Source organism: Soonwooa sp. (assembly GCF_032062245.1).
Lineage (GTDB): Bacteria > Bacteroidota > Bacteroidia > Flavobacteriales > Weeksellaceae > Soonwooa.
The window spans coordinates 170,694-194,757 of sequence record NZ_DAMBQF010000002.1 but is presented as its reverse complement, the minus strand read 5'-3'; the positions used below and the strand labels follow the sequence as shown (position 1 = coordinate 194,757).

Here is a 24,064-nt window from a genome sequence, read left to right as displayed (position 1 = left end):
ATTTTTATTTATTTAAGAAAAAACTTACTGAAAAATATAGGAAATACCTAGACCAATCATATGTTCACTTTTCTTTTTAGCAACACTTAGGTCAGTTGTAGCTTGTTCAATTGGTGAATTTTTGAGATCTGGATACACATTTAGCAAGTGATAATCATATTTCAGAGTAGCTTCCCATTGTCTTTTATAACTGAATCCAATCCCTAGACCAAGTCCAACATTAAAAGCTCTACCTTTTCCGTAGCGGTCAACTGCATAATCCTCTTTACCTGGCGGAATATTTTTATTAGATTGATTAATCAAATAATCAAATCTTGGTCCTCCTAAAGCAAAGAATTCACTTTCTCCTTCAGAAAAATAAGCTTTAAAATTAATTGGTAAGCTCAAATAATTATTAGCATATACCGCATGATTCCAACCTCTTTTGCTTTCAGTACTTTTATCACCCGTTTCGCCCGCACCTACATATAATAATTCTGTTTGTACATAAAATTGATCATCTCCACCAACCGGAGTTATAGCTACAACTCCTCCATAAAATGAATATCTTGGTCCAGATGGATTATGTGCATGTTGGATTCTAGAATATGTCGGACCAGCCGTTAAACCAAATCTTGTCGCACTAAAATCAACTTGAGCTTGTACCATTGTAGCCAATGCTAAAGCACATCCAAAAATTATTTTTTTCATCAAACGAAAGTCTTGGGTTCTAAAATATTATCCTAAAACTTTAGCTACAGTTGCACCAATCTCAGCTGGAGAATCAACAACGTTTATACCACATTCGCTCATGATAGCCATTTTAGCTTGCGCAGTATCTTCTGCTCCACCAACGATAGCACCAGCGTGTCCCATTGTTCTACCTTTAGGCGCAGTTTGTCCAGCGATGAAACCAACAACTGGTTTTTTAGAACCGCTATCTCTGTACCATCTTGCAGCTTCAGCTTCTAGAGAACCACCAATCTCACCAATCATAACAACTGCTTCAGTTTCTGGATCGTTGATGAATAATTCTAAAGCTTCTTTAGTTGTAGTACCAATAATTGGGTCACCACCAATACCGATTGCAGTAGATACACCGTAACCAGCTTTTACAACTTGATCAGCAGCTTCGTAAGTTAAAGTACCAGATTTAGAAACGATACCTACTTTACCTTTTTTGAAAACGAAACCTGGCATAATACCAATTTTAGCTTCATCAGAAGTAATGATCCCAGGGCAGTTAGGTCCAATTAATCTACAATCTCTGTCTTGGATGTAGCTCTTAACTTTTACCATGTCTTCTACAGGGATACCTTCTGTAATACAAACGATAACTTTGATACCTGCATCTGCAGCTTCCATAATTGCATCTGCAGCAAATGCTGGCGGTACAAAAATGATACTTACGTTAGCTCCCGCTTTTGCAACAGCATCTGCAACTGTGTTGAATACTGGTTTTCCTAAGTGCTCAGTTCCACCTTTTCCTGGTGTTACACCTCCTACTACGTTTGTTCCGTATTCGATCATTTGACCTGCGTGGAAAGTTCCTTCGTTACCTGTAAAACCTTGTACGATTACTTTAGAATCCTTGTTTACTAATACTGACATTTTATTTTTATTTTTTAAATTTTAAATAATATTGATAAAACACAAAAATAGTCAATATTCTTGGAAAGTGAATACTGATTTTTGTTTTTTATCACAGAATTAATTTAGAGTTTTTTAAGTTTAACCTCTTTCTTAAGATAATCTCTAAAAGGATCTGCCAAAAGTCCAAAATAAGTTCCTTTTTTAAGATCGCGGTTAACACCAGTCTTGGCAAGAAGTACCGTCCCAGAGTCAATTCTAAGACCTGAAGCCATACCAACTTGTCCCCAAATTGTCACCTCGTCTTCGATAATACAACAACCTGCGATTCCTGTTTGTGATGCAATTAAGCAACGTTTACCAATAACGGTATCATGTCCAATTTGGATTTGGTTGTCTAAGACGCTGCCTTCACCGATTAACGTAATATCTGTAACGCCTCTGTCAATTGTACATCCAACACCGATTTCTACATTGTTTTCGATAACGACATTCCCGACAGAAATTAATCTATCAAAATTGCAATTTAACTTTCTGTAATAAAATGCGTTTCCACCCAAAACCGTATTAGCTTGGATTATAACATTATCACCAATTATTGTGTCATCTCCTATAACGACATTAGGGTAAATAATGCAATTTTTTCCGATTTTAACATTGTTACCAATAGTTACACTTGGATGGATTTGAGAATTCTCACCAATTTCTGGTTTAGAAAGTTCACCAAAAAAATTACTAATTTTCGTGAAATGTGTATTAATTTTATTAAAATCTCTAAAAGGATCTTCCGAAATTAACAACGCTTTTCCTTCTGGACAATCTACTTCTTTATCAATTAAGATAATCGTTGCATCCGAGTGTAATGCTTTATCATAATATTTAGGATGGTTTACAAATACAATTTCTCCAGCTTTAACACGGTGAATTTCATTAGTACCTAAAATTTGAAAATCTTCGGGACCAACATATTTTGATTGGATAAGATCAGCGATAGACTTAAGCGTCTGCGGTTGGCTAAATGTCATAACAATAACTATTTATCAAAAAAAAGCGCTTTGGAAATCAAAACGCTTATATTATTTATTTTACTCTTTCCAGATAAGAACCGTCTTCTGTATTAACTTTAATCTTATCTCCAGCTTCGATAAACAACGGAACCAAAACTCTTGCGCCTGTCTCAACAATTGCATTTTTAAGAGCGTTAGTTGCTGTATTACCTTTAACACCTGGATCAGCTTCTACAACATCCAAATATACTGTTGGTGGGATCTCAGCAGAAAGTGGCGTCTCATCAGCTTCTTTCAAAACGATAGTTACCTCTTCTCCAGCTTTCATGAATTGTGCGTTTTCAATCATTTCTTTATTGATGTAAAGTTGAGAGAAATCGTCGTTGTTCATAAAGTGGAAACCATTTTCGTCATCGTATAAATACTGGAATTTTCTAGTAATTACTTTAACTTCATCGATTTTATGCCCTGCAGAAAACGTGTTATCTATAACTTTTCCGTTGGTTACACTTTTCAATTTTGTTCTTACGAAAGCAGGACCTTTACCTGGTTTAACGTGTTGAAAATCGATGATTTTGTAGATGTCATTACTGTATTCAATACAAAGACCTTTTTTGATATCAGCTGTTGTTGCCATTAATATTTATTTCTTTATTTTATAATTTTTAAATTTAGTCTTTTGATGAGCCGTAGCCTTTAACAATACCTCGCGGTGAGTTTTGGATAAAGGTTAAAATCTCGTCTCTTTCTACCGTTGGTAGCATTTCTTTTTCGATGAATTCGATGGCTTGTGTTGTGTTCATTTTCATTTGAAAAATGGCACGATAAATCTTCTGAATTTCAAAAATTTTATCATTGTTAAAACCACGTCTTCTAAGTCCAACCGAGTTAATACCAGCATACGAAATTGGATCTCTAGCCACTTTAACATAAGGCGGAATATCTTTTCTGATCAACGATCCTCCAGAAATCATCACATGTTTTCCGATTTTACAAAACTGCTGAACGGCACTCAATCCTCCCATCACAACGTAATCACCGATTTCCACGTGACCTGCAATTCCGCAAGCGTTAGCAATAATAACATTATTACCCAATACGCAATCGTGAGCGACATGCGCTGTTGCCATAACCAAACAGTCATTTCCGATTTTGGTATAACCTAAAGCTTTGGTGCCACGGTTAACTGTTACAGCTTCGCGAATCACCGTGTTATCGCCGATATACACAAACGTATCCTCACCATCAAATTTTAAATCCTGTGGTATACCACCCAAAACAGCACCTGGAAAAACTTTGCAATTTTTTCCGATTTTGGTACCATCCATAATGGTAACATTAGGACCAATCCACGTTCCTTCTCCAATTTCTACATCTCCGCTAATTGTGGTAAAAGCTTCCACAACTACATTTTTGCCAATCTTGGCACGTTTGTCTACGACTGCTAACTGATGTACCATTTAGTCTACTTTATTTCTTGCTACTTGTGCCATAAGTTCTGCTTCTAATGCAACAGAATCGCCAACATAACCGTAACCTTGCATATGCACAATACCACGTCTTATTGGTTCAATTAATTCAATTTTAAAGATAAGTGTATCTCCTGGAACAACTTTTCTCTTGAATTTTACTTTATCGATTTTAATAAAATATGTCGAATAATTTTCTGGATCTGGTACGCTAGCCAAAACTAAAATTCCGCCAGCTTGCGCCAAAGCTTCTACTTGCAAAACGCCTGGCATAACTGGTTCTTTAGGAAAATGTCCCACGAAGAAAGGTTCGTTCATGGTTACATTTTTAAGACCAACAACGTGCGTATCTGACAATTCTAAAACCTTGTCTAACAATAAGAATGGCGGACGATGAGGCATCAACTTCATAATACCATTAATATCGAAAACTGGTTCTTTTGTTAAGTCAAAATCTGGAACATTTTTCTTCTTCTGAAGTTTCCATTGTCTGTTAAGTTTTTTCGCAAACTGTGTGTTTACGAAATGTCCAGGTTTGTTAGCGATAACGCGACCTTTAATTTTAACACCAACTAAAGCCAAATCGCCGATTACGTCAAGCAATTTGTGACGTGCCGCTTCGTTAGGATAGTTAAGTGTTAAGTTATCCAAAATACCGTTTGGACGGATAGAAACATCTTCTTTACCGAAAGCTACTTTCAGTTTTTCTGTTGTTTGTGGTGTTAATTCTTTGTCAACATAAACGATGGCATTGCTAATGTCTCCACCTTTGATAAGGTTATGATCTAACAATTGCTCAAGCTCATGTAAAAAACTAAAAGTTCTTGCCGAAGCAATTTCTTCTTTAAAATCAGAAAGGTTTTTTAAACTCGCATTTTGAGTTCCTAAAACTTTAGTCCCGAAATCTACCATTGTCGTCACTTCGTAATTCTCCGACGGAATAATTGTAATCTCTGAACCCGTATTAGGATCAACATAACTAAGAACTTCTTTAATAACAAGATATTCTCTTGTTGCATTTTGCTCTTCAACACCAACTTTTTCGATAGCTTCTACAAAAAACTTAGAAGATCCATCTAGAATTGGTGGTTCAGAACTGTCCATTTCCATAATTACATTGTCAAGATCCATCCCAACCAATGCCGCTAAAAGGTGCTCGCAAGTGTGGATTTTAACGCCTAATTTTTCTAAAGTCGTTCCACGTTCAGTAGTTGTTACATAATTAACATCAGCTTCAACTTGTGGGCGACCTTCCAAATCTGTTCTTATGAAAACAAAACCAGTATTTTCTTTAGCTGGTTTCATGGTAAGATTCACTTCTTTTCCTGTGTGCAGTCCTATACCTGATAGATGTATTTCTTCTTGTATAGTTTTTTGTTTATCACTCATTGCAAAGATATTTTTTTAACAAATTTTATTTTTTGTTATTTTCTAAATTATTAATTCTCGTTATAATATCGCCAAAGTTTCTGAAATGCACATAACTTCTACGATAATCTCCCGCAGGAATAGCTGGCGAACCATAAAGAACTTCTTTGTCCTTCACGCTACTATTAACGCCACTTTGGGCTTGGATTTTAACTTGGTTCCCGATTTCGATATGTCCAACAATACCAGCTTGACCGCCGATTTGGTTCCAATCTCCAATTTTTGTTGAACCGGCAATACCAGCTTGTGCAGCGATGACGTTATTCTGACCGATTCTCACGTTATGAGCAATCTGAATAAGATTATCAATTTTCGTCCCTTTTCCAATTACGGTTGAACCAATGGTTGCGCGGTCAATACTACAGTTAGAACCAATCTCCACATCATCTTCCAAAATGACATTTCCTAGTTGAGGGATTTTTTTGAATCCTTCTGGGCTCAATTGGAATCCGAAACCATCGCCACCAATAACTGTGTTAGAATGGATGATACAATTATCGCCAATCACACAACCATCGTAGATACGCGCACCAGAATCAATTTTGCAATTTTTTCCGATTTTAACGCCTTTGCCGATGTAGACTTGTGGATATATTTGACAGTTATCGCCGATAACCGCCTTGTCCGAAATATAAGTAAATGCACCGATGTACACATCGTCACCAATTACCGCAGAATGGCTAACGCTAGACGGCTGCTCGATGCCTGACTTTTTCTTTTTAAGATCGTTGTAAAGATTCATCAAAATCTGAAACGAAAGATAAGCATCTTCCACCGCAATAATAACTGGTGAATAGGTGTGATTTTCTTTCAAGAGATTTTGTGACACGATAAGTACAGAACAATCTGTTGTGTCTATGAAATGTGAAAAACGCTCTTGTGCTACAAATGATAAATGACCACTTTGGCCATTTTCTATAGGAGAAACCCCAGTAATAACTGTATTTTTATCACCGATGATTTTACCATTTATAAAGTTAGCAATTTGCTCTGCAGTAAATTCCATATCGTGCAAAGATAACAATTTCTTAATTACACATTACATTTTTGATAACATTTTACAATTTTGTCAAATATTTTTAATCTCCTAAATTCTCTGCATTTTTTTGAAAGATAATTTTTTCTAAATAATTTTCTATCACAGATAATCTGATTAGTAATACATACTAAAACTGGTGATTTTTCGATTTTATTGAATTAAAAACTATTCCAAATACATAATTTTTTTCTTCATTAATTTTCTGAAAAATCCACTCTAGACTATCTTTTTTTTGAATTGTCAATGAAATTAAAATATTATTAAATTTTGGAAACTTAATTTTCTAATTATTTCTGCAATAGGGATAGATGCGGCATCCTTTGGCTTGGCGCGAGGCGGCGGAGCGCAGCGGAGCCGTCCGAGCAGCCAAGTTAAAGATAGAGAGGATAGCCCGACCTTGCGGATTGAGCATCGGCAAAGCTAGGCGAAATCCGCAAGGGATTGCCCAAATATTATATCACTTCGCGAGGAAAAGACAGAATATATTTTGTATTGACTTGATTGATAAACGACGACAAAATCTGATTTTCGGAATCTTCCAATTTGATTTTTTTGCCCGATTTGTCTAACAAAAATATTGGTTGCTTTTCGGTGTCATAAGGCAAAAGACTTCTCGAAATTTGATCCACCAACTCGTTCCCATTATCGATACCGAAAAGTTGATTGGTCTTATGAATTTTGGTCTGAATAAAATCCTTGGAAAAATATTGTGATGATGACATCGTTTTCGGGAAATGACGATAAATAACAGCTTTACAAAGATAAGACAACACAAAATCGTCTGATTCTGTCCACGATTTTATCGCTTGGTAAACGTCCATATCATCCAACATCGTGAAGTTTTTCAAGTTGAGTTCGTTCTCTTCTTCGAAATGCTGATTTTCTAAGAAATATTTTAAATATTTTGGCGCATCCAAAGAAGTTCCTTCAGAAACCAGCTTTTTTGCTCTTCCCAAAATTTTCACCAACAGATGTTCTGACAAAGCCGCCGTTTTGTGGTAATAAACCTGCCAATACATGAACATTCTCGCTGTTAAATAATTCTCTACCGAATAAATTCCTTTGGAGTCAACGACCAACTCGTCGTTCGACACATTAAGCATGGAAATAATACGCTGCGTATTAACATTACCTTCCGAAACGCCCGTGTAGAAGCTATCTCGCTTTAGATAATCCAAACGATCGACATCCAACTGCGACGAAATCAATTGGTTGAAAAACTTGCGCGAGTATTGTCCTTTGAACATCTCAATCGCTAAAGTCAACTCACCCGAAAATTCTTCGTTTAGTTTTGTCATTAACAATAAGGACAACTTTTCATGGTGCCAATTGTCCATTAATCGATTTTCCAACGCGTGAGAAAATGGTCCATGTCCAACATCGTGCAACAAAATCGCCAACAAAGCCGCTTTTTCTTCTTCCTTGGAAATGGAAATGCCTTTTAACTTCAAAGTTTCTAGTGCTGTAAACATCAAATGCATCGCGCCCAAAGCATGATGAAATCTGGTATGCTTGGCGCCCGGAAAAACCAACGACAACAATCCTGTCTGAGAAATCCTGCGAAGTCTCTGGAAATAAGGATGTTCGATTACATCATAAAGAATCTCGTGTGGAATCTTGATAAAACCGTGAACCGGATCGTTGATAATTTTGAGTTTGTTAAGCATAGAAAGGCTTTGTTTGACTCAAAGATACAGTCTTCGATTCAAATCAATATTAATATCAATTCAATTTTGAGTTTTAGATCGCCAAGTTTTAACATTAAATTTTTCACTAAAAAATATAAATAACGAAAATCTTCAATATCAATAAATAACTTTTTTAATTTAAACCAAAATTCTCAAACTTTTAGGAAGTACTTTAATCTCAACTGGCGATTTTATTTTGTGATATTCACCGTCAAGATGCCAAGCTTCTGAATCCACCGTAAAAGAAATTTCGGAGGCAGAAATATATTGTAAATATTTTCCAGGTTTTAAGCTTTTTGTAAACATTCTGTAAGCAAAAGAAAGTCCTGCAGGCAACGGAAATTTCTTAACCAAAGCGATTTCTACTTTACCGTCCGACATATCTGCTTGTGGCGCAATGTAGGCATTATTCCCGAATTGACGACTGTTAGCGACATTCACCATCATATATTCGCCGTCGAATTGTTTGTATTTTTCTTCAAACTTAACTTGAATAGGTTTAAATTTAAAATACTTCTCTACCGTAATTTTGATGTAACTGCTAAAACCACGTTCAGAATGTTCGAATCCTTCGATAATGTTACCGTCTAGACCAACGCCAGAAACGTTAATCGACAAATTCCCATTCACCGAGAAAGAATCCACCAATTTGAAATCTTTCTTTTTTAGCTTTGTTAAAAGAGAATCGATGTTTTTAGAAAAATTAGTTTCATTAGAAAAACCATTACCCGAACCAGCTGGAAAAACCGCCAAAATTTTATCAGAATTAACCAATTTACTTGCAACCGTAGAGATTGTTCCATCGCCGCCGATTGCCACAAAAACATCAACATCGTTCCAATTTTGTTTAATAAAATCAAAACTGTCTTCAATCGATTTTGAAACTAAAACCAAAGGATTTTCAACTCTCGATTCTAAAGCTGTCAAAAAGCTTTTATAATTTTTTTTAGCTGAAAAAGGATTGATAATGTAAGCTGTTTTCATGGATAAATTCTAATAAAAAACTCCGATAATTCGGAGTTTTGATATTGCAAAAATACGTTTTATTAATTAATTGTTAATTAAATCGTACACGTTGTAAAAATTCAGGTTTTAGTTGGTCTTTAATATCTTTATAATCTAAAGTAATATAGACTACGCCCGCTGCATAAGCGGTAATCTCGTATTGGTTATAGACAAAAGTAATCGACTTGTTTCCAAAATAAAAATTGGTATTAAGTGGAATTACTTTTTCTAACAACATATCTTTTTGACCATCTTTATCATTTTTCGTAAAACTGTCCATCAAGAGCTGGTTCCAAATTTTATCTTTTGGATTTTTGACAATGTCAGAAAGTAGAATACTTTTATTGTTTTTAAGGTCAAAAACTTTATAAAGTTCATTGTAATAACCATGTGCACCTCCTGAAAAACCGCCGTTTGTATATCGAATTGTTAACATGTCATCTTGGTTAGAAAACACCGACATGTGCGATTGAGAGTCCCAAGTCTGATGCGATCCTGGTTGAAAATCTTTTGGTTTACTTTCTTTATAAAAATTAGATTTATCTTCTTCGAAAGCCGTTGCAAAACCTGTTTTAGAATAATCATTTGTTTTTAATAATGTTGGTGCATAGATGCTATCCAAAACCGTTTTATTAGTAATTGTCGGAAATAGCAAAACGCTCTTATTATAAGCCAAAGTTAGGTTAGTACCAGCTTTTATCGAGTCCGAAATTTTGATAGAATCCATCTTAAATGCTGCTTCTGCGGCAATGGTATCTTTATCAAACGTAGGGATATTGACCTCTGTTGTTTGCTTTTTTGAACAGCTAAATAACACCAACGAGCCTAAAACTAAGCTTCCAACTAATGAGTTCATAAATTAAAATTTTGCTTTTTGATAGCAAAAAACCCTCCAAAAGAGGAAGGTTTTAATGTTTTATTTTAAATTTAAAAAGAAAAATTATGCATCAATTCTTGCATAGATTGCATTGTTCTCAATAAACTCTCTTCTTGGTGGAACTTCGTCTCCCATCAACATCGAAAATGTACTGTCTGCTTCAACAGCATTTTCAATAGTGATTTGCTTCAGGGTTCTGTGTTCTGGGTTAAGCGTTGTATCCCAAAGCTGTTCAGGATTCATTTCCCCAAGACCCTTATAACGTTGTACTTCTACTCCTTTTCCGTCTGGTGACATTTCTAGCGTAATTTCTTCACGTTCTTTTTCGTTGTACGCGTAGATTTTTTTGTTACCTTTTTTCAACAAATACAAAGGTGGTTGAGCGATATAGACATATCCATTCTCAATCAATTCTTTCATATACCTAAAGAAGAATGTCAAAATCAACGTCGAAATGTGAGATCCATCGATATCGGCATCGGTCATAATCACAATTTTATGATAACGAAGTTTTGTTAAATTCAAAGCTTTTGAATCTTCCTCAGTACCCACGCTTACACCTAATGCTGTATAGATATTTTTGATTTCGTCGTTGTCATATACTTTGTGAAGCATCGATTTTTCAACATTCAAAATTTTACCTCTCAAAGGAAGAATAGCTTGGAAATGACGGTCACGACCTTGTTTAGCTGTTCCACCCGCAGAATCTCCCTCCACTAGGAATAATTCTGATTCTGCTGGATCTTTCGAAGAACAATCTGACAATTTTCCTGGAAGTCCAGAACCGCCCATTGGCGATTTACGTTGAACCATTTCTCTCGCTTTCTTAGCTGCTTGACGTGCTTTTGCTGCCAAAACAACTTTCTGAACGATTGTTTTAGCTTCAGATGGGTTTTCTTCTAGGAAGTTCGTTAGCATTTCACCAACGATTTTATCAACCGCACCCGAAACTTCTGAGTTACCTAATTTGGTTTTCGTTTGCCCTTCAAATTGAGGTTCCATAACTTTAACAGAAATAACTGCTGTAAGTCCTTCACGGAAGTCATCTCCTGTTACTTCTACTTTTTCTTTTGCTGGTAAACCAAGTTCATCAGCATATTTTTTCAAAGTTCTTGTTAATGCTCTACGGAAACCAGCTAAATGCGTTCCTCCCTCATGTGTATTAATATTGTTAACATACGAGTGAAGGTTTTCATTAAACGACGTGTTATAACGCATTGCCACTTCTACAGGAATCCCTTCTCGATCACCTTCCATGTAAATAACGTGTTCCATTATCGATTCACGATTTCCATCGATATATTCAACAAATTCTTTAAGACCACCTTCAGAATGGAAAACTTCATATTTGAAACTTCCATCTTCTAAAACTTGTCTTTCGTCTGTTAAAGTGATTTTAATTCCTTTATTTAAATAAGAAAGTTCTCTTAAACGATTTGCTAATGTATCGTAATTGTAAACCAAATCAGTGAAAATTGTATCATCCGGCTGGAAGAACTGCATTGTTCCACGCTTGTCAGTATTTCCTACTTGCTTAACATCTTCTAGAGCTTTTCCTCTTTGATAATGTTGTTGATACACATTTCCGTCACGGAAAACCGTCGTAATCATGTCGTTAGAAAGCGCGTTAACACACGATACCCCAACACCATGTAAACCTCCCGAAACTTTATACGAATCTTTATCGAACTTCCCTCCTGCTCCAATTTTGGTCATTACAACCTCCAAAGCTGATTTTTGCTCCTTTTCGTGAAAGTCAACCGGAATACCACGACCGTTATCGGTCACCTCGATTCCGTTGCCTTCTTTGATGGTTACCGTAATTGTATCACAATAACCTGCCAAAGCCTCATCAATAGAGTTGTCCACTACTTCATAAACCAAATGGTGAAGACCTCTCGTGCCCACATCACCAATGTACATCGAAGGACGCATACGTACGTGCTCCATTCCTTCTAATGCCTGAATACTACTTGCTGTATATTGTTTTTGACTCATATAAAATTTTTAATTTTTGCGCTGTGCAAAGACCTACAAATATCGTGAAAATTTTCGGGTTTTGAAAGTTTTTAGCATCCAAAAATTAGTTAAATAATATAGTCAACTTGCATAAATAAATTATATTTTAATAGATGAAATTTGACTTCAAAGTTATTCGATAATACCTTAAAATATCCCTTAGCATTATAAATTATTTCTTCATGAAATTCACTTTATTTAGTATTTCTTGTAACTTATCATTAGCAATGGGAATCCAATCGCCATTCAGAAATTCGATATATGCACCATCTTTTTTTCCCAAACTTCCTATATGGCTAAGATTAGCAATATAAGACCGATGGACACGCATCAAGCTGTTATTATCTTTAAAAAAGTCTTCAAAATATTTAAGATTACGGGAGACCAACAAATTTGTTCTGTCAGTTTTATTAATTGTCGTATAAGCTCCATCCCCTTTTAGATAGAGTATATCTTCGATATTCATAAAGATAATTTTTCCGGAAACTGGAATTGCAATCTTGTTATTAAAAGAATGTTCTAAATTGGTTTTGAGCGCAATCAAATTATCCGTTTGATTTTTTCGTTTCTGAAATAAAGCAACGGCGTTTTGCAAATCTTGCGGATTGATTGGTTTTAGTAAATAATCTATAGCCGATAATTTGAAGGCATTAATGGCGTAATTATTATAAGCAGTCACAAAAATAATTGAAAAATTAACTTCGGATTCATTAAAAAAATCTAAAAGTTCTAATCCACTATGACCAGGCATTTCGATATCTAGAAAGACCAGCGCAGGATTTTCTTTGCGAATAGTTTTCACACCTGCGGAAAGGCTTTTACATTCGGCAATTATTTTAATCTCAGGACAGAATTCTTGGACTAAGAGTTTTAGATTCATCCGAGCCCTTTCTTCGTCGTCAATTATTATTGCATTAATATCGTTACACATCACTTGCTTTTATTTTTAAAAGGACTATGGTTCCTCGATTGTCATTTTTGTCAATATATTGTATGTTAATTTGGTATTGCTCGCTATGGTTAATCAACATTATTCGCTCTTCTAAGGATTGTGTTGCAAAAGATTTATGGTTTTTATTTTTTATAGCATTCAGTTCCATACTTCTTTTTCTTCCAATTCCGTTATCCTCAATTTTAATCATTAACATATCATTAAATTTATCAAAAGTAACTTCTAAATTCTTATTCGCATTTTTGTGTAAAAGCCCATGTTTTATGGCGTTTTCTACATAAGGCTGAATAAGCAAGGTAGGAATTGTAACATCTGAATTTTCCAATTGCTCATCTACAAAAATACTATACTGAAAATCATTACCGAATCTAGCTTTTTCCAAATCGAGGTAGACTTTTAGAGTTTCAATTTCTTCTTTTAAGGAGATGTTATCTCGGTCACTCATGTCAAGGATAGATCGAGTTAATTTTGAAAATTTAGACAGATAGAATACGGCTTCCTTCTTTTCATTAGCCACAATATAAGATTGTAAAGTATTGAGTGCATTAAAGAAAAAATGAGGATTCATCTGGGATTTCAGAGATTTAAGTTTATTCTGATTGACTAATTTTTCTAAGTTTAGTTTTTCTATTTTTTTTGAATTTTCTAAGTTGATTCGTTTAATAATTGTTTTAAAAATGAAATAAATTCCAAAAATTAAAGCTATTCCCAAAAGTGCCAAAAACCACCATGTAAGATAAAAAGGAGGCGAAATATAAAATGAAATCTCTTTGCTAATAACTTCAGAATCTCGAACTATTTTTAAAACAACGTGGTGTTTGCCGCTAGAAATCGATGAAAAAACCAGACGTCTGTTAAGATTAGAAATCTTTTGCCAGTTAGAGTCGTCTATTTTATAATAAATTTCATATTGTGCATTGGGTGCTTCTGACTGAATATCAAAATTAATTTCAATATTATTTTGAGATGATTTCAGTTGGTCAAAATCCTTGTTGTGGATAATTTTGCCATTTGCCGTTATGTTATTTACAAATAATTTTAAAGGTTGAAAACCAAATGTATTAGTATAAGGAATATGAATAATCCCTTTATTAGTCGAAAAAAATAAACGATGCTGGAACTTTGCAATATCATTAATTTCTACATCTTTTGGGATGTGTAACGCCGGAATTATCTTTTGTTGTTGTGGCAAATAATTATAAACCACATTGTCTTTTATTAAATAAATGCTATCATCAATAATTTTAAATTTCTGAATTTTCGCATTTTCAAACTTATTAGGAAGTTTAATTTTATGAACTTTTCCTGAGTTTAACTCATATAAATTTTCATTTTGAGAAAGTAGATAGATTTTACCATCCAGATTTTCCATTTGGATAAAAACACTCTTAGTATCATTCGGAATATCTTTGGTAATGCCTTTATGATAACGTCTTATACCATAATTAGTCAAAAAATAAATGCTATTGTCTTTAGTATCTACAAAACAATTTTTACCATTTTCTGAAGTCACCAATGGTATAAAGTAGATCCCATCTTGCGAATGTTGCTTTAACGCTTCAAACTCTTTGTCCCACTCACTTTTAAGTTTTGGATCGGTATAGATGATGCCATTCCAAGTGCTGGCGCTAATCACATAATATTTGGCATCCAACTGCGCAATTTGCTTTACCGCAATAATATGTTCTAAAGTAGCGTGTTGAGATTTAATAATAAATTTTGATGACGTAAAAAGCAATCTATTGTTAATATTATCGACAAACAAAGGTGAAATCACATGATCTGTCTTACCTTTATAAATCCTATGCACATTAAACAATTCATCTAAACTAAAAATCTCATCGCGATTGGAGGAAAACAACAAGTTGTTTTTCTCATTTACCAAACGTATAGGAATCGTTGGTGTTGCAATAAAACCAGAGTTAAAATCCTCTACATACAACGCACCATTGGTTAATGTAGAAATCCAGAAATTACCGACTGCCGTTTTGGTAATAAAAGATATATTTGTTTCTGAAAAATAGTGTTTATAAGTATTATTCTGAGGATTGAATCGATATAAACCTTTGGTAGAACACAGCCAAATATCCTGATCGATAACATTGGCGTTTTGAGTAAATACGACATTAAAAGGCAAAGTCTTAAGACTATTTTCTCCGTTATTAATAACTAAATAACTTGGATCAAATTTAGAAAAAACATAAAGCTTTTTCCCATCTGTTGTGATTATTGGAGCTGTAATCTTTTTGGTGTAATCTGCGGGCAAAGTCAATTTCCTTAATTGATTTTGTGGATTAACCACGTGGATTTCTTCTCCAATCGTATAAAAACTATCTTCCAAAGCAACAGTTTGGATAGTTGTATGAAGATCTAACGGAATCTCTTTAAGCAACCGAAAACTGCTAATATCATAAATCCTAATGCCTTTTTTTCCCGCAATGTAAAGTTTATCATGAATTAGAGCGTACTTAAGAAAACCATTTGCTTTATAAGCCTTAAAGCTCTGTATCCGATTATCCTCTACAAAGAAAATATTGCCGTTAAAATCTTGAAACCAAATTCTTCCTTTTTTATCTTGATTAATATTTGAAACCGATTTTACCGTTACATCCACACTAGTAAAAGATTTGACCTCAACACCATCATATCGAAAAATGCCTTTGGCAGTCCCCAACCAGATAAAACCTTTCCTATCCTGCTTAACATCAAACACCATATCTGATGGCAAACCAGAGATTTTGTTGAGCGTAAAAGCATAAGGATTGGATTGTCCAAATAAGTATAAGGAACAAAACAGGAAAAATAGAAATTTCAAGGCAATTGTTTTTCTCAAAATTAGGAATTTTACTCAAACTTGATGGGATGAGAATTTTAGGCTTAAATTAAATCTTTTTTTAGAAAAGACTGTTCAACTTTCGTTGGACAGTCTTCCAAAAAATATAAAAAAGTTATTAACTATTATTAAAGTATGATTAGCTTAGTCTTTAATAATTTTTATTAGTTTTTCAGACGTTTTAGTTTTAATAAAATAAACGCCACTTTTCAGATATGTTAAATCAACTTCTTTGGTTTTATCTTTTGTCAGAATTAATCTTCCGCTAGCGTCAAAAACCTGTATATCTGCAACTTCGCTTAATTGTGCAATTCCTTTTGTTGGATTTGGATACACTTCTATTTTTGCTTTTGATCCGATATTATTAGTTCCTAATGTAGAGCTACAATCTTCACTGTAATTAGCAATGCTGTCTTTTATGTAAGAAGTAGGATCTGTCCAGTTAGCAATACTGTAAGCAACATTATCAACTTGAACGCAGGTAAGATTTGGATTATTTTGAATGTAAAGATCCGATATGATACCGTTATTTCCATTCGCTAAATTTAAACTTGATAATTGCGAATTCTGACTGTCTATAACATATAATTGTGGATTTGAACTTAGATCTAAACTTGTTATTGGATTATCACTTGTCACCAATATATTTAAGGCTGAGTTTGTGCTTAGATTAATTTGGCTAATTTGATTTCTCGCAAAACCTAGATTGGATAAGGCTGTATTTGAACTTACATCTATGCTGGTTAAATGATTATCGTTCAAAACCAAATTGCTTAATCCCGTATTTGCACTTACATCTAAACTTGTTAATTGGTTCTCTTGAATGTACAAATTCCTCAAAGCTGTATTCGTACCCAAGTTAATGCTGGTTAATTGATTACGTGCGCAATCAACATTTGTCAAAGCTGTATTCGCGCTTAGGTCTAAAGTTGTTAAATTATTATCTCTTAAAAATAATTGTTTAATATTTTTAAAAGCTTCAATTCCTGTCATATTGTTGATGCCTTTTAACGAAAGTGCTAAATTTTCAGTAACTGCTTCCGCTTCCGTACATTGTATTTTGCCATCACCATTGGTGTCAATTGTAGGAGTATGGTTTAATAGTGCAAATTTAAAATTACCATCAGGAATATTCACCTCACAAGTAGCTGGTGCGCAATTGGTACTGTATGAAGCTCCCGCAGGAATGCTAAAATAAGTTCCTACCCAACTGGCTTGACTGTAATTAGGATTATCTACCTGAATGCACGTAAGATTGTTATTTAACCCCGCTAGCATTGCAACAAAATTCGTGTTGTTTCCGTTGGCAACATTCAAAGAAGTCAATTGATTACCTGACACCCAAATTTCATTCAATCTTTTGTGATTGCTTACATCCACTTTGGTTAAATTGTTTTCAGCAACCTGCAGTCCACCAAGATTTTTAAATGCCTCCAAACCTGTAAGATCGCTAATGTATTTATTATTGATTTTAAGGATCCCTTGAAAAGCTTCCGCTTCCAAACATTGAATTTTTCCGTCGTTATTAACATCTATTTTTGGAGTATTATAATTTAATAATGCATTTTTGAAATTAGCATCAGGAATATTGACTACACAATTGGTAGGAAGCTCAGTTGAAAATAGTGATAAAATCTGTGCGTCCGAAAGTTGTTCAGTATATACTTTAATTTCATCGATGCTGCCGTAAAGCGAACTAGGGAAATTAGCATTAAATCCTGTAAAAAAAATGTCCGACGATGATGTAGATGGAAGACCTTGGAATGGACTTTTAGCATTGATAACTTCAACACCGTTAAGGTAAACTTTCATCCTATGACTAGAACTCGGTCCATTCGTCCAACTGATTGCTATGTGATTCCAACCCGAAGTTGGGAAGTTGATAAAACTTTGTCCAGACGCAGAATTATTTGCATTGTTACCAAGATAAGACAAAAGCTGAATTCTTCCAGCGCTATTGAGCCCTAACATTATTCCTTCTGAATAACTGTATCCACCATTGGACCAAAAAATCAGAGGTTTGTTAGTTCCAAAAGCACTTTGTCCTGTGCCTTCATGCTTGTACCAAAGCGATATAGTTCCGTTGGATAATAAAGCATTTTTTTGAGCAGTTGTTAAAGTAACTTTAAAAAAATCATGACCAGCAGCTAATTTGGCAGCTTTTGCTGCGTCATAACTTCTGTCTTCATCTAAACCAATTCCATTGTTTCCCATAGAAAAACCTGGAGAAACCAAAGTATTCGTAAATGAATGACTTAAAGCAGGAATTTGAGCCAAGGACATCTGCGCCAAGCAAGATCCAAAAATGAGTAATAGTTTTTTCATTGTTAAAATGTTTTAAATTTTGCCACAAAGAAAAAAACACCCTTACTATTTTATGCTTGTCACTTTACGAATGTATCATTTTATTTCACTAAACTAAGAAAAGAATTCACGAAGCATTTTTGAATTTATATTTTTTACTCTTTCATTATACAAAAACATAGAGATATGGAAAAAATATCAGATTTTGAAAGTTTTTAGCATTAAAAAATTAGTTAAATAATATAGTCAACCTGCTTAAACAAATTAATTTTTAATAGATGAAATTTATCATTAAAATTAACCATAATAATGTAAGTATGAATAAGTTATAATTCTTATCTTTAATCATTCAAAACAATAACTGGATGGATGATTTTATCGCGGCTCGGTCGCAAATGGCTCTATCATTAGGTTTCCATATCATATTCGCTTGTGTTGGGATGGTAATGCCTTTTCTTATGGCCTACTCTCATTGGAAATATCTAAAAACAGGAAGGGAAATCTACGAAGGGCTTACCAAAGCGTGGAGCAAAGGTGTTGCAATTCTTTTTGCAACAGGCGCGGTTTCAGGGACGATGCTTTCTTTCGAGTTAGGCTTATTGTGGCCAAAATTTATGGAACATGCAGGTCCCATTTTCGGAATGCCTTTCTCGCTTGAGGGAACGGCATTTTTTATTGAAGCCATCGCATTAGGTTTTTTCCTTTATGGTTGGGAGAGACTAAACAAGTGGTTTCACTGGATTTGTGGATTAATAGTTGGAATTAGCGGTTTAGCATCGGGAATTCTTGTTGTAGCCGCCAATGCTTGGATGAATAGTCCCTCTGGATTTGATTTTGTGAATGGTGAATACATCAACATAGATCCCATAAAAGCGATGTTTAACGAAGCTTGGTTTCCGCAAGCCTTGCACATGACAGTGGCTGCATTTTGTGCGACTGGATTTGCTGTTGCTGGTGTTCATGCTTATTTAATTTTAAAGAAGAAAAATGTCGAATTTCACACCAAAGCATTTCGTATTGCAATGGGATTTGCATTGATTGGAGCTTTTGGAGCGCCGTTAAGTGGTGATATCGCGGCGAAGTCAGTTACCAAAAGACAACCTATCAAACTAGCCGCGATGGAAGCTCATTTTGAAACTGAAAAAGGTGCCGCCTTCGTTTTGGGTGGAATTCCTGATGAAAAAACGGGTGAAGTAAAATATTCCGTTAAAGTACCAAAAGTTTTAAGTTTTCTCGCGACAGGCGAGTTTAATGGTGAAGTTAAAGGTTTGAACAACTTCTCAAGAGATCTGTGGCCGCCGGTTGCCGTTGTTCATTACGCTTTTCAGATTATGATTTTCTTTGGTGTTGTGATGATGTTTATGGGTGGACTTTATCTATTCGCTTTGTACAAAAAGAAAGAATGGATGACAAAAAAATGGTTTCTTAAAATGTTTTTTATTGCAACTCCGTTCGGATATATTGCTCTAGAATCAGGCTGGACGGTAACCGAAGTTGGGCGACAACCATGGATAATTTATGGTGTCATGAAAACTATTGATGCCGTAACACCGATGCCTGGAATTCAATATTCATTTTACTTTTTCACGTTTATTTTCGTGACTTTAGCGATGATTTTAGCGTTCTTATTGTCAAGACAAATTAAAATGGTTCCAAAATTATACGACCCAACCGATCCAAATTATTCACCTAAAACTAATAAGTCATGATCTACGTAGTTATCGCCTTTTTATGGCTTTCAGTTTGTTTGTACGTCGTTTTTGGCGGAGCGGATTTCGGTGGCGGAATTGTCGAACTTTTTGCTGGAAAAAACACGAAAAAGAAAGTTCACGACATTATGCACGATGCGATTGCGCCCGTTTGGGAAGCCAATCATATGTGGTTGATTATCGCAATTGTGGTTTTATTTGTAGGTTTTCCGCAGATTTACGCCGGAATTTCAACTTATCTTCATATTCCGTTAGTATTGATGTTGGTGGGAATTATCGCTCGTGGAACGGCTTTTACATTCCGGAATTATGATGCAGTAGAAGATCAATGGCAGGTTTTGTATTCCAGAATATTTTATGCGGCAAGTCTGTTGACGCCTTTCTTTTTAGGCATTATTGCAGCAGCAACCGTTTCATCATCAATTAATCCTGATGCAACCAACTTTTTGGATCTCTATATTTTTAGTTGGCTCAATCTTTTTGGGGTCGCTGTAGGACTTTTCACGATTGCTATTTGTTCGTATTTGGCTTGTATTCTTTCCATCCGAGAAAGCCGAAGTGATGATGAAGTAACGATGATGATTGGAAAATCTAAAAAAGCAATGGTCTTAATTGTTTTAACAGGAACGTTGGTTTTTGGCGCAGCATATTATTCAGGAATTCCATTATTTCAGTGGATATTTTCGAAGCCTTTAGGAATTGCAGCCGTTGTTGTTGCAACGATTTTGTTAGGTTTAATTTTCTATTGCATAAAGATACGAAAACTCCTTTCGATTCGATTATTTGCAGGATTGCAAGTGGTTTTAATTTTGGTTGCAGCAACGTATCAACATTATCCAGATATTGTTTTATTAGGAAACGGAAACCATTATTCTTTAATAGAACATGCCGCGCCAGAAGCAACTATCAATGCATTGGCTTGGGCGCTTTTAATTGGTTCCATATTCATCCTACCCTTTTTGTTTTATTTAATCTACGCGATGAGAAGGAAGTAAAAAAAAACGAACCGAAGTTCGTTTTTTAATATATCGTTAAGATTCTGTTATGCCAATTTCATCAACAGAACATCATCTATTTTCTCCACTTTTACCAAGTTGCTTTTGGTTAAAGTTTTAGAAGCTTTGTCCCATTTTTTTCCTGAGAATTTGGTTTGCTCCTTTACATCATTCAAAGGCATTTGCTCGCCAGATTTTAGGATTTCAAGAATTAACTTTTCATCTTCTCCTAATTCGACTGTTGGAGCCACTTTTTCTGGTTTCATTTGAGGAAAGAACAATACTTCTTGAATTGACGGGTTATTCGTTAAGAACATAATCAATCTATCCATCCCAATTCCAAGACCTGAAGTTGGTGGCATACCATATTCCAAAGCTCGTAGGAAATCTTGGTCGATAAACATCGCTTCATCGTCCCCTCTTTCAGATAGAGCCATTTGCGATTCAAAACGTTCTCTTTGGTCTATTGGGTCGTTCAATTCCGAATAAGCATTTGCGATTTCTTTTCCACAAACCATCAATTCGAAACGCTCTGTAAGACCTTCTTTGCTTCTATGTTTCTTGGTTAAAGGCGACATTTCCACAGGATAATCTGTAATGAATGTTGGCTGAATGAAGTTTCCTTCACATTTCTCACCGAAAATTTCATCAATTAATTTTCCTTTACCCATCGTTTCGTTTACTTCAATTCCGATAGATTTTGCAAAATCGAAAAGTTCTTGTTCAGATTTTCCAGTGATGTCGAAACCTGTATATTTTTCAATCGCTTCTTGCATAGAAACTCTTGGATAAGGCGCTTTCCAGCTAATTTGATGTTCACCAAAAGTAGATTCTGCAGTTCCATTAACCTGTGTTGCACAGAATTCTAACAATTTCTCCGTGAAATCCATCATCCAGTTGTAATCTTTGTACGCAACATAGATTTCCATTGCAGTAAATTCTGGATTATGCGTTCGGTCCATTCCTTCGTTACGGAAGTTTTTCGAGAATTCATAAACGCCATCAAAACCACCAACAATTAATCTTTTAAGATACAATTCGTTTGCAATTCTTAAATACAAAGGAATATCTAAAGCATTGTGATGTGTGATGAACGGCTTTGCAGCTGCTCCACCTGGAATCGATTGTAAAATTGGCGTTTCAACCTCAAAATATCCTGCATCGTTGAAAAAATTACGCATCGCCGTGAACAATTTTGTTCTCTTCACGAAAATTTCTTTCACGTGCGGATTCACCACTAAATCAGCGTAACGCTGTCTGTAACGCATTTCTGGATCGGTAAAACCGTCATGTACATTACCATCAGCATCCACTTTTGGCAATGGCAAGGGACGCAATGATTTTGTTAAAAGAATAAAATTCTTAACATTAACGGTCATTTCGCCAACTTGAGTTTTGAACAAATCACCTTCGATACCGATGATATCGCCGATATCTAAAAGCTTTTTGTATACTTCGTTGTATAAATCTTTATCTTCTCCCGGACAGATTTCGTCACGGTTAAAATACACTTGGATACGACCTTTAGAATCTTGAAGTTCCGCAAAAGATGCTTTCCCTTGGATTCTTCTGGACATTAATCTACCTGCAATCTTCACCTGTTTACCCTCTGCAAAATCCTGTTTTATAGATTCTGTAGTATCAGTAATTGTGTATTCTTCCGCTGGGAATGCATTGATCCCCATTTTGCCGAGCTCTTCTAACTTTTGTCGGCGGATAATTTCCTGTTCAGATAATTGCATTGTCTTATTTTAAATAACGTGCAAAATTAGTGAATTTAGAATTGATGGTCAATTGCTTTGCTGAGATTTTTTTTAAACTGAATTAAATTAATTCGTCCAAGAATTTCTTTCGTTTTTCGAAATAAAAGTCCAAGCCAAAATCCGACTTACTTTTTGACCTTGCGCCATATCGATAACTTTAACATCGATGGCACTTATCTTTTTTAAATTTTCTAAAAGTTTCGGAAGATGTTCCTTTTTAGAAATCAAACATGTGAACCATAAAACTTGCTGCGCAAAAGTTTTACTTTCTGTAATCATTTTTGTATTAAAAGCCAATTCGCCACCGTCACACCACAACTCAGATTGTTGACCACCGAAGTTAAAATTAACTTTTGGAGTTTTGTTTTTATTAAGATTTTTAGTTTTTCGAGAATTGCCTTTTATCGCTTCTTCTTCAGATTTATGAAACGGCGGATTACACATTGTCAGCGTAAACTTATCTTCTACCTGAATTATATTTTTAAAAATGAAATTAGGATTCGTTTGCTTTTTTAATTGAACTAAATTGGAAAGTTCAGGATTAGCATTTAATATTTTTTGCGCATTTTTCAGCGAAGCTTCATTAATGTCAGTTCCTAAAACTTGCCATTGATAAGACTGACTTGCGATAATTGGATAGACCATATTAGCGCCAACGCCGATATCTATTAGTTTCACGCTTTTATTTTTGGGAATATCACCAAGATCTTCCGCTAACAAATCTGCTAAATAATGTACATAATCTGCTCGACCAGGAATCGGCGGACAAAGATTGGCGTCGGGAATATCCCAATCTTTAATATGATAAAACTTCTGAAGCAAAGCTTTGTTCAGAAGTTTCACCGCTTTCGAAATACTAAAATTAATGGTTTTTGCACCAAATTTATTTTCGAAAACATAATGTTTAAGCTCTGGAACTTCAATAATTAAATCATCAAAATCGTAAGCTTGTCGATGAAGATTTCTAGGATGTAGATTTGATTTTTCGTCTGACATCAAATTACTTCTTCAAGCTTAGAACATAAGACGCCATCAACTTTGCATTCTCTTTGCTAAGTCCAGGATGTGCAGCCATAGGGACATTTCCCCAAACACCAGAACTTCCTTGGATAATTTTTTCGGCAAGCGCATCAATATTTTCGGGTGTATTTTCGTATTTCGCAGCCACTTCTTCGTAAGCAGGGCCGATCATTTTTTCATTAACTTTATGACACGCCAAACAATCCGCACCTTCAACTAAGGATTTCCCTTCTTCCAAAGGTGTCAGTTTTGCTTCTTCTTGTTTAGGTTCTTCGATAAGTGTTGTTGACTCTTTAGAATCTGTTGCTTCAGCTTTCTTTGAACAAGAAAAAGCTAACAAACCAACTGCTACTAAAAGGATTTTTTTCATAATCTTACTTTTCAACA

19 protein-coding genes are annotated in these 24,064 nt (G+C 34.9%); 2 read left to right on the top strand and 17 right to left on the bottom strand.

Features of this window, described 5'->3' with window-relative positions; genetic code table 11:
• Window positions 1-24: 24 nt before the first annotated feature.
• The 14 genes from RT037_RS02670 to RT037_RS02605 all read right to left on the bottom strand — a co-directional run bounded on the left by RT037_RS02670 (window position 25) and on the right by RT037_RS02605 (window position 18,211).
• Window positions 25-690 carry a porin family protein gene (locus RT037_RS02670; protein ID WP_313027966.1) on the bottom strand — a complete coding sequence of 222 codons (666 nt, stop codon included), beginning with the start codon at window positions 688-690 and terminating at the stop codon, window positions 25-27.
• Between the two features lie 27 nt (window positions 691-717).
• Window positions 718-1,590 carry a succinate--CoA ligase subunit alpha gene (gene sucD / locus RT037_RS02665; protein ID WP_079667132.1) on the bottom strand — a complete coding sequence of 291 codons (873 nt, stop codon included), beginning with the start codon at window positions 1,588-1,590 and terminating at the stop codon, window positions 718-720.
• Between the two features lie 104 nt (window positions 1,591-1,694).
• Window positions 1,695-2,594 (bottom strand): LpxD N-terminal domain-containing protein, encoded by a 900-nt coding sequence (locus RT037_RS02660; protein ID WP_313027965.1) that lies wholly within the window; start codon window positions 2,592-2,594, stop codon window positions 1,695-1,697.
• A 55-nt stretch (window positions 2,595-2,649) separates the two neighbouring features.
• On the bottom strand, window positions 2,650-3,213 hold the full coding sequence (efp, locus tag RT037_RS02655) for an elongation factor P (RefSeq protein WP_312323491.1): 564 nt from the start codon (window positions 3,211-3,213) through the stop codon (window positions 2,650-2,652).
• Window positions 3,214-3,247: 34 nt separating this feature from the next.
• The gene (gene lpxA, locus RT037_RS02650; protein WP_312323492.1) at window positions 3,248-4,036 is read right to left on the bottom strand and encodes an acyl-ACP--UDP-N-acetylglucosamine O-acyltransferase; all 789 of its coding nucleotides are present in this window, start codon (window positions 4,034-4,036) and stop codon (window positions 3,248-3,250) included.
• The gene (locus tag RT037_RS02645) at window positions 4,037-5,434 is read right to left on the bottom strand and encodes a bifunctional UDP-3-O-[3-hydroxymyristoyl] N-acetylglucosamine deacetylase/3-hydroxyacyl-ACP dehydratase (RefSeq protein ID WP_313027963.1); all 1,398 of its coding nucleotides are present in this window, start codon (window positions 5,432-5,434) and stop codon (window positions 4,037-4,039) included.
• A 25-nt stretch (window positions 5,435-5,459) separates the two neighbouring features.
• Window positions 5,460-6,479: a UDP-3-O-(3-hydroxymyristoyl)glucosamine N-acyltransferase gene (gene lpxD / locus RT037_RS02640; protein WP_313027962.1), complete on the bottom strand. Its 1,020-nt coding sequence runs from the start codon at window positions 6,477-6,479 to the stop codon at window positions 5,460-5,462.
• Window positions 6,480-6,964: 485 nt separating this feature from the next.
• Window positions 6,965-8,179 (bottom strand): HD domain-containing protein, encoded by a 1,215-nt coding sequence (locus tag RT037_RS02635; RefSeq protein ID WP_313027960.1) that lies wholly within the window; start codon window positions 8,177-8,179, stop codon window positions 6,965-6,967.
• A gap of 159 nt (window positions 8,180-8,338) precedes the next feature.
• Window positions 8,339-9,184, bottom strand: a complete 846-nt coding sequence (locus RT037_RS02630) for a diacylglycerol kinase family protein (RefSeq protein ID WP_313027958.1) — start codon at window positions 9,182-9,184, stop codon at window positions 8,339-8,341.
• A 73-nt stretch (window positions 9,185-9,257) separates the two neighbouring features.
• Entirely contained in the window at window positions 9,258-10,061 is an 804-nt protein-coding gene (locus RT037_RS02625) for an RsiV family protein (RefSeq protein ID WP_313027956.1), read from the bottom strand.
• 84 nt (window positions 10,062-10,145) lie between these two features.
• Window positions 10,146-12,080, bottom strand: coding sequence for a DNA topoisomerase (ATP-hydrolyzing) subunit B (gyrB, locus tag RT037_RS02620; RefSeq protein WP_313027954.1), 1,935 nt, complete (start codon window positions 12,078-12,080; stop codon window positions 10,146-10,148).
• Between the two features lie 193 nt (window positions 12,081-12,273).
• Window positions 12,274-13,032, bottom strand: coding sequence for a response regulator (locus RT037_RS02615; RefSeq protein WP_312322261.1), 759 nt, complete (start codon window positions 13,030-13,032; stop codon window positions 12,274-12,276).
• A complete protein-coding gene (locus RT037_RS02610; protein ID WP_313027952.1) occupies window positions 13,025-15,868 on the bottom strand; it encodes a histidine kinase in 2,844 nt (947 codons plus the stop codon). The genes RT037_RS02615 and RT037_RS02610 overlap by 8 nt, the downstream gene beginning before the upstream one ends.
• A 162-nt stretch (window positions 15,869-16,030) precedes the next feature.
• Window positions 16,031-18,211, bottom strand: coding sequence for a LamG-like jellyroll fold domain-containing protein (locus RT037_RS02605; RefSeq protein WP_313027950.1), 2,181 nt, complete (start codon window positions 18,209-18,211; stop codon window positions 16,031-16,033).
• Between the two features lie 344 nt (window positions 18,212-18,555).
• On the opposite strand from RT037_RS02605, the gene RT037_RS02600 reads away from it, so the two are divergent.
• Window positions 18,556-19,899 carry a cytochrome ubiquinol oxidase subunit I gene (locus tag RT037_RS02600; RefSeq protein WP_313027948.1) on the top strand — a complete coding sequence of 448 codons (1,344 nt, stop codon included), beginning with the start codon at window positions 18,556-18,558 and terminating at the stop codon, window positions 19,897-19,899.
• Complete coding sequence (locus tag RT037_RS02595) at window positions 19,896-20,894, top strand: cytochrome d ubiquinol oxidase subunit II (protein ID WP_313027946.1); 999 nt, start codon at window positions 19,896-19,898, stop codon at window positions 20,892-20,894. The genes RT037_RS02600 and RT037_RS02595 overlap by 4 nt, the downstream gene beginning before the upstream one ends.
• A gap of 47 nt (window positions 20,895-20,941) precedes the next feature.
• On the opposite strand, the gene lysS is transcribed toward RT037_RS02595, so the two are convergent.
• The 3 genes from lysS to RT037_RS02580 all read right to left on the bottom strand — a co-directional run bounded on the left by lysS (window position 20,942) and on the right by RT037_RS02580 (window position 24,047).
• On the bottom strand, window positions 20,942-22,636 hold the full coding sequence (gene lysS / locus RT037_RS02590; RefSeq protein ID WP_312322251.1) for a lysine--tRNA ligase: 1,695 nt from the start codon (window positions 22,634-22,636) through the stop codon (window positions 20,942-20,944).
• Between the two features lie 87 nt (window positions 22,637-22,723).
• Window positions 22,724-23,653: a 23S rRNA (adenine(1618)-N(6))-methyltransferase RlmF gene (gene rlmF, locus RT037_RS02585; RefSeq protein ID WP_313027945.1), complete on the bottom strand. Its 930-nt coding sequence runs from the start codon at window positions 23,651-23,653 to the stop codon at window positions 22,724-22,726.
• A 4-nt stretch (window positions 23,654-23,657) separates the two neighbouring features.
• Window positions 23,658-24,047 (bottom strand): c-type cytochrome, encoded by a 390-nt coding sequence (locus RT037_RS02580; protein ID WP_312322248.1) that lies wholly within the window; start codon window positions 24,045-24,047, stop codon window positions 23,658-23,660.
• Window positions 24,048-24,064 lie beyond the last annotated feature (17 nt).

Bases quoted from the DNA above. Each gene is read 5' to 3' on its own strand.
- RT037_RS02600 (WP_313027948.1), top strand. From the start codon at position 18,556: ATGGATGATTTTATCGCGGCTCGGTCGCAAATGGCTCTATCATTAGGT.
- RT037_RS02670 (WP_313027966.1), bottom strand. From the start codon at position 690: ATGAAAAAAATAATTTTTGGATGTGCTTTAGCATTGGCTACAATGGTA.
- lpxA (WP_312323492.1), bottom strand. From the start codon at position 4,036: ATGGTACATCAGTTAGCAGTCGTAGACAAACGTGCCAAGATTGGCAAA.
- RT037_RS02625 (WP_313027956.1), bottom strand. From the start codon at position 10,061: ATGAACTCATTAGTTGGAAGCTTAGTTTTAGGCTCGTTGGTGTTATTT.
- RT037_RS02615 (WP_312322261.1), bottom strand. From the start codon at position 13,032: ATGTGTAACGATATTAATGCAATAATAATTGACGACGAAGAAAGGGCT.
- RT037_RS02595 (WP_313027946.1), top strand. From the start codon at position 19,896: ATGATCTACGTAGTTATCGCCTTTTTATGGCTTTCAGTTTGTTTGTAC.
- efp (WP_312323491.1), bottom strand. From the start codon at position 3,213: ATGGCAACAACAGCTGATATCAAAAAAGGTCTTTGTATTGAATACAGT.
- lpxD (WP_313027962.1), bottom strand. From the start codon at position 6,479: ATGGAATTTACTGCAGAGCAAATTGCTAACTTTATAAATGGTAAAATC.
- gyrB (WP_313027954.1), bottom strand. From the start codon at position 12,080: ATGAGTCAAAAACAATATACAGCAAGTAGTATTCAGGCATTAGAAGGA.
- rlmF (WP_313027945.1), bottom strand. From the start codon at position 23,653: ATGTCAGACGAAAAATCAAATCTACATCCTAGAAATCTTCATCGACAA.
- lysS (WP_312322251.1), bottom strand. From the start codon at position 22,636: ATGCAATTATCTGAACAGGAAATTATCCGCCGACAAAAGTTAGAAGAG.
- RT037_RS02580 (WP_312322248.1), bottom strand. From the start codon at position 24,047: ATGAAAAAAATCCTTTTAGTAGCAGTTGGTTTGTTAGCTTTTTCTTGT.
- RT037_RS02630 (WP_313027958.1), bottom strand. From the start codon at position 9,184: ATGAAAACAGCTTACATTATCAATCCTTTTTCAGCTAAAAAAAATTAT.
- RT037_RS02645 (WP_313027963.1), bottom strand. From the start codon at position 5,434: ATGAGTGATAAACAAAAAACTATACAAGAAGAAATACATCTATCAGGT.
- RT037_RS02605 (WP_313027950.1), bottom strand. From the start codon at position 18,211: ATGAAAAAACTATTACTCATTTTTGGATCTTGCTTGGCGCAGATGTCC.
- sucD (WP_079667132.1), bottom strand. From the start codon at position 1,590: ATGTCAGTATTAGTAAACAAGGATTCTAAAGTAATCGTACAAGGTTTT.
- RT037_RS02660 (WP_313027965.1), bottom strand. From the start codon at position 2,594: ATGACATTTAGCCAACCGCAGACGCTTAAGTCTATCGCTGATCTTATC.
- RT037_RS02635 (WP_313027960.1), bottom strand. From the start codon at position 8,179: ATGCTTAACAAACTCAAAATTATCAACGATCCGGTTCACGGTTTTATC.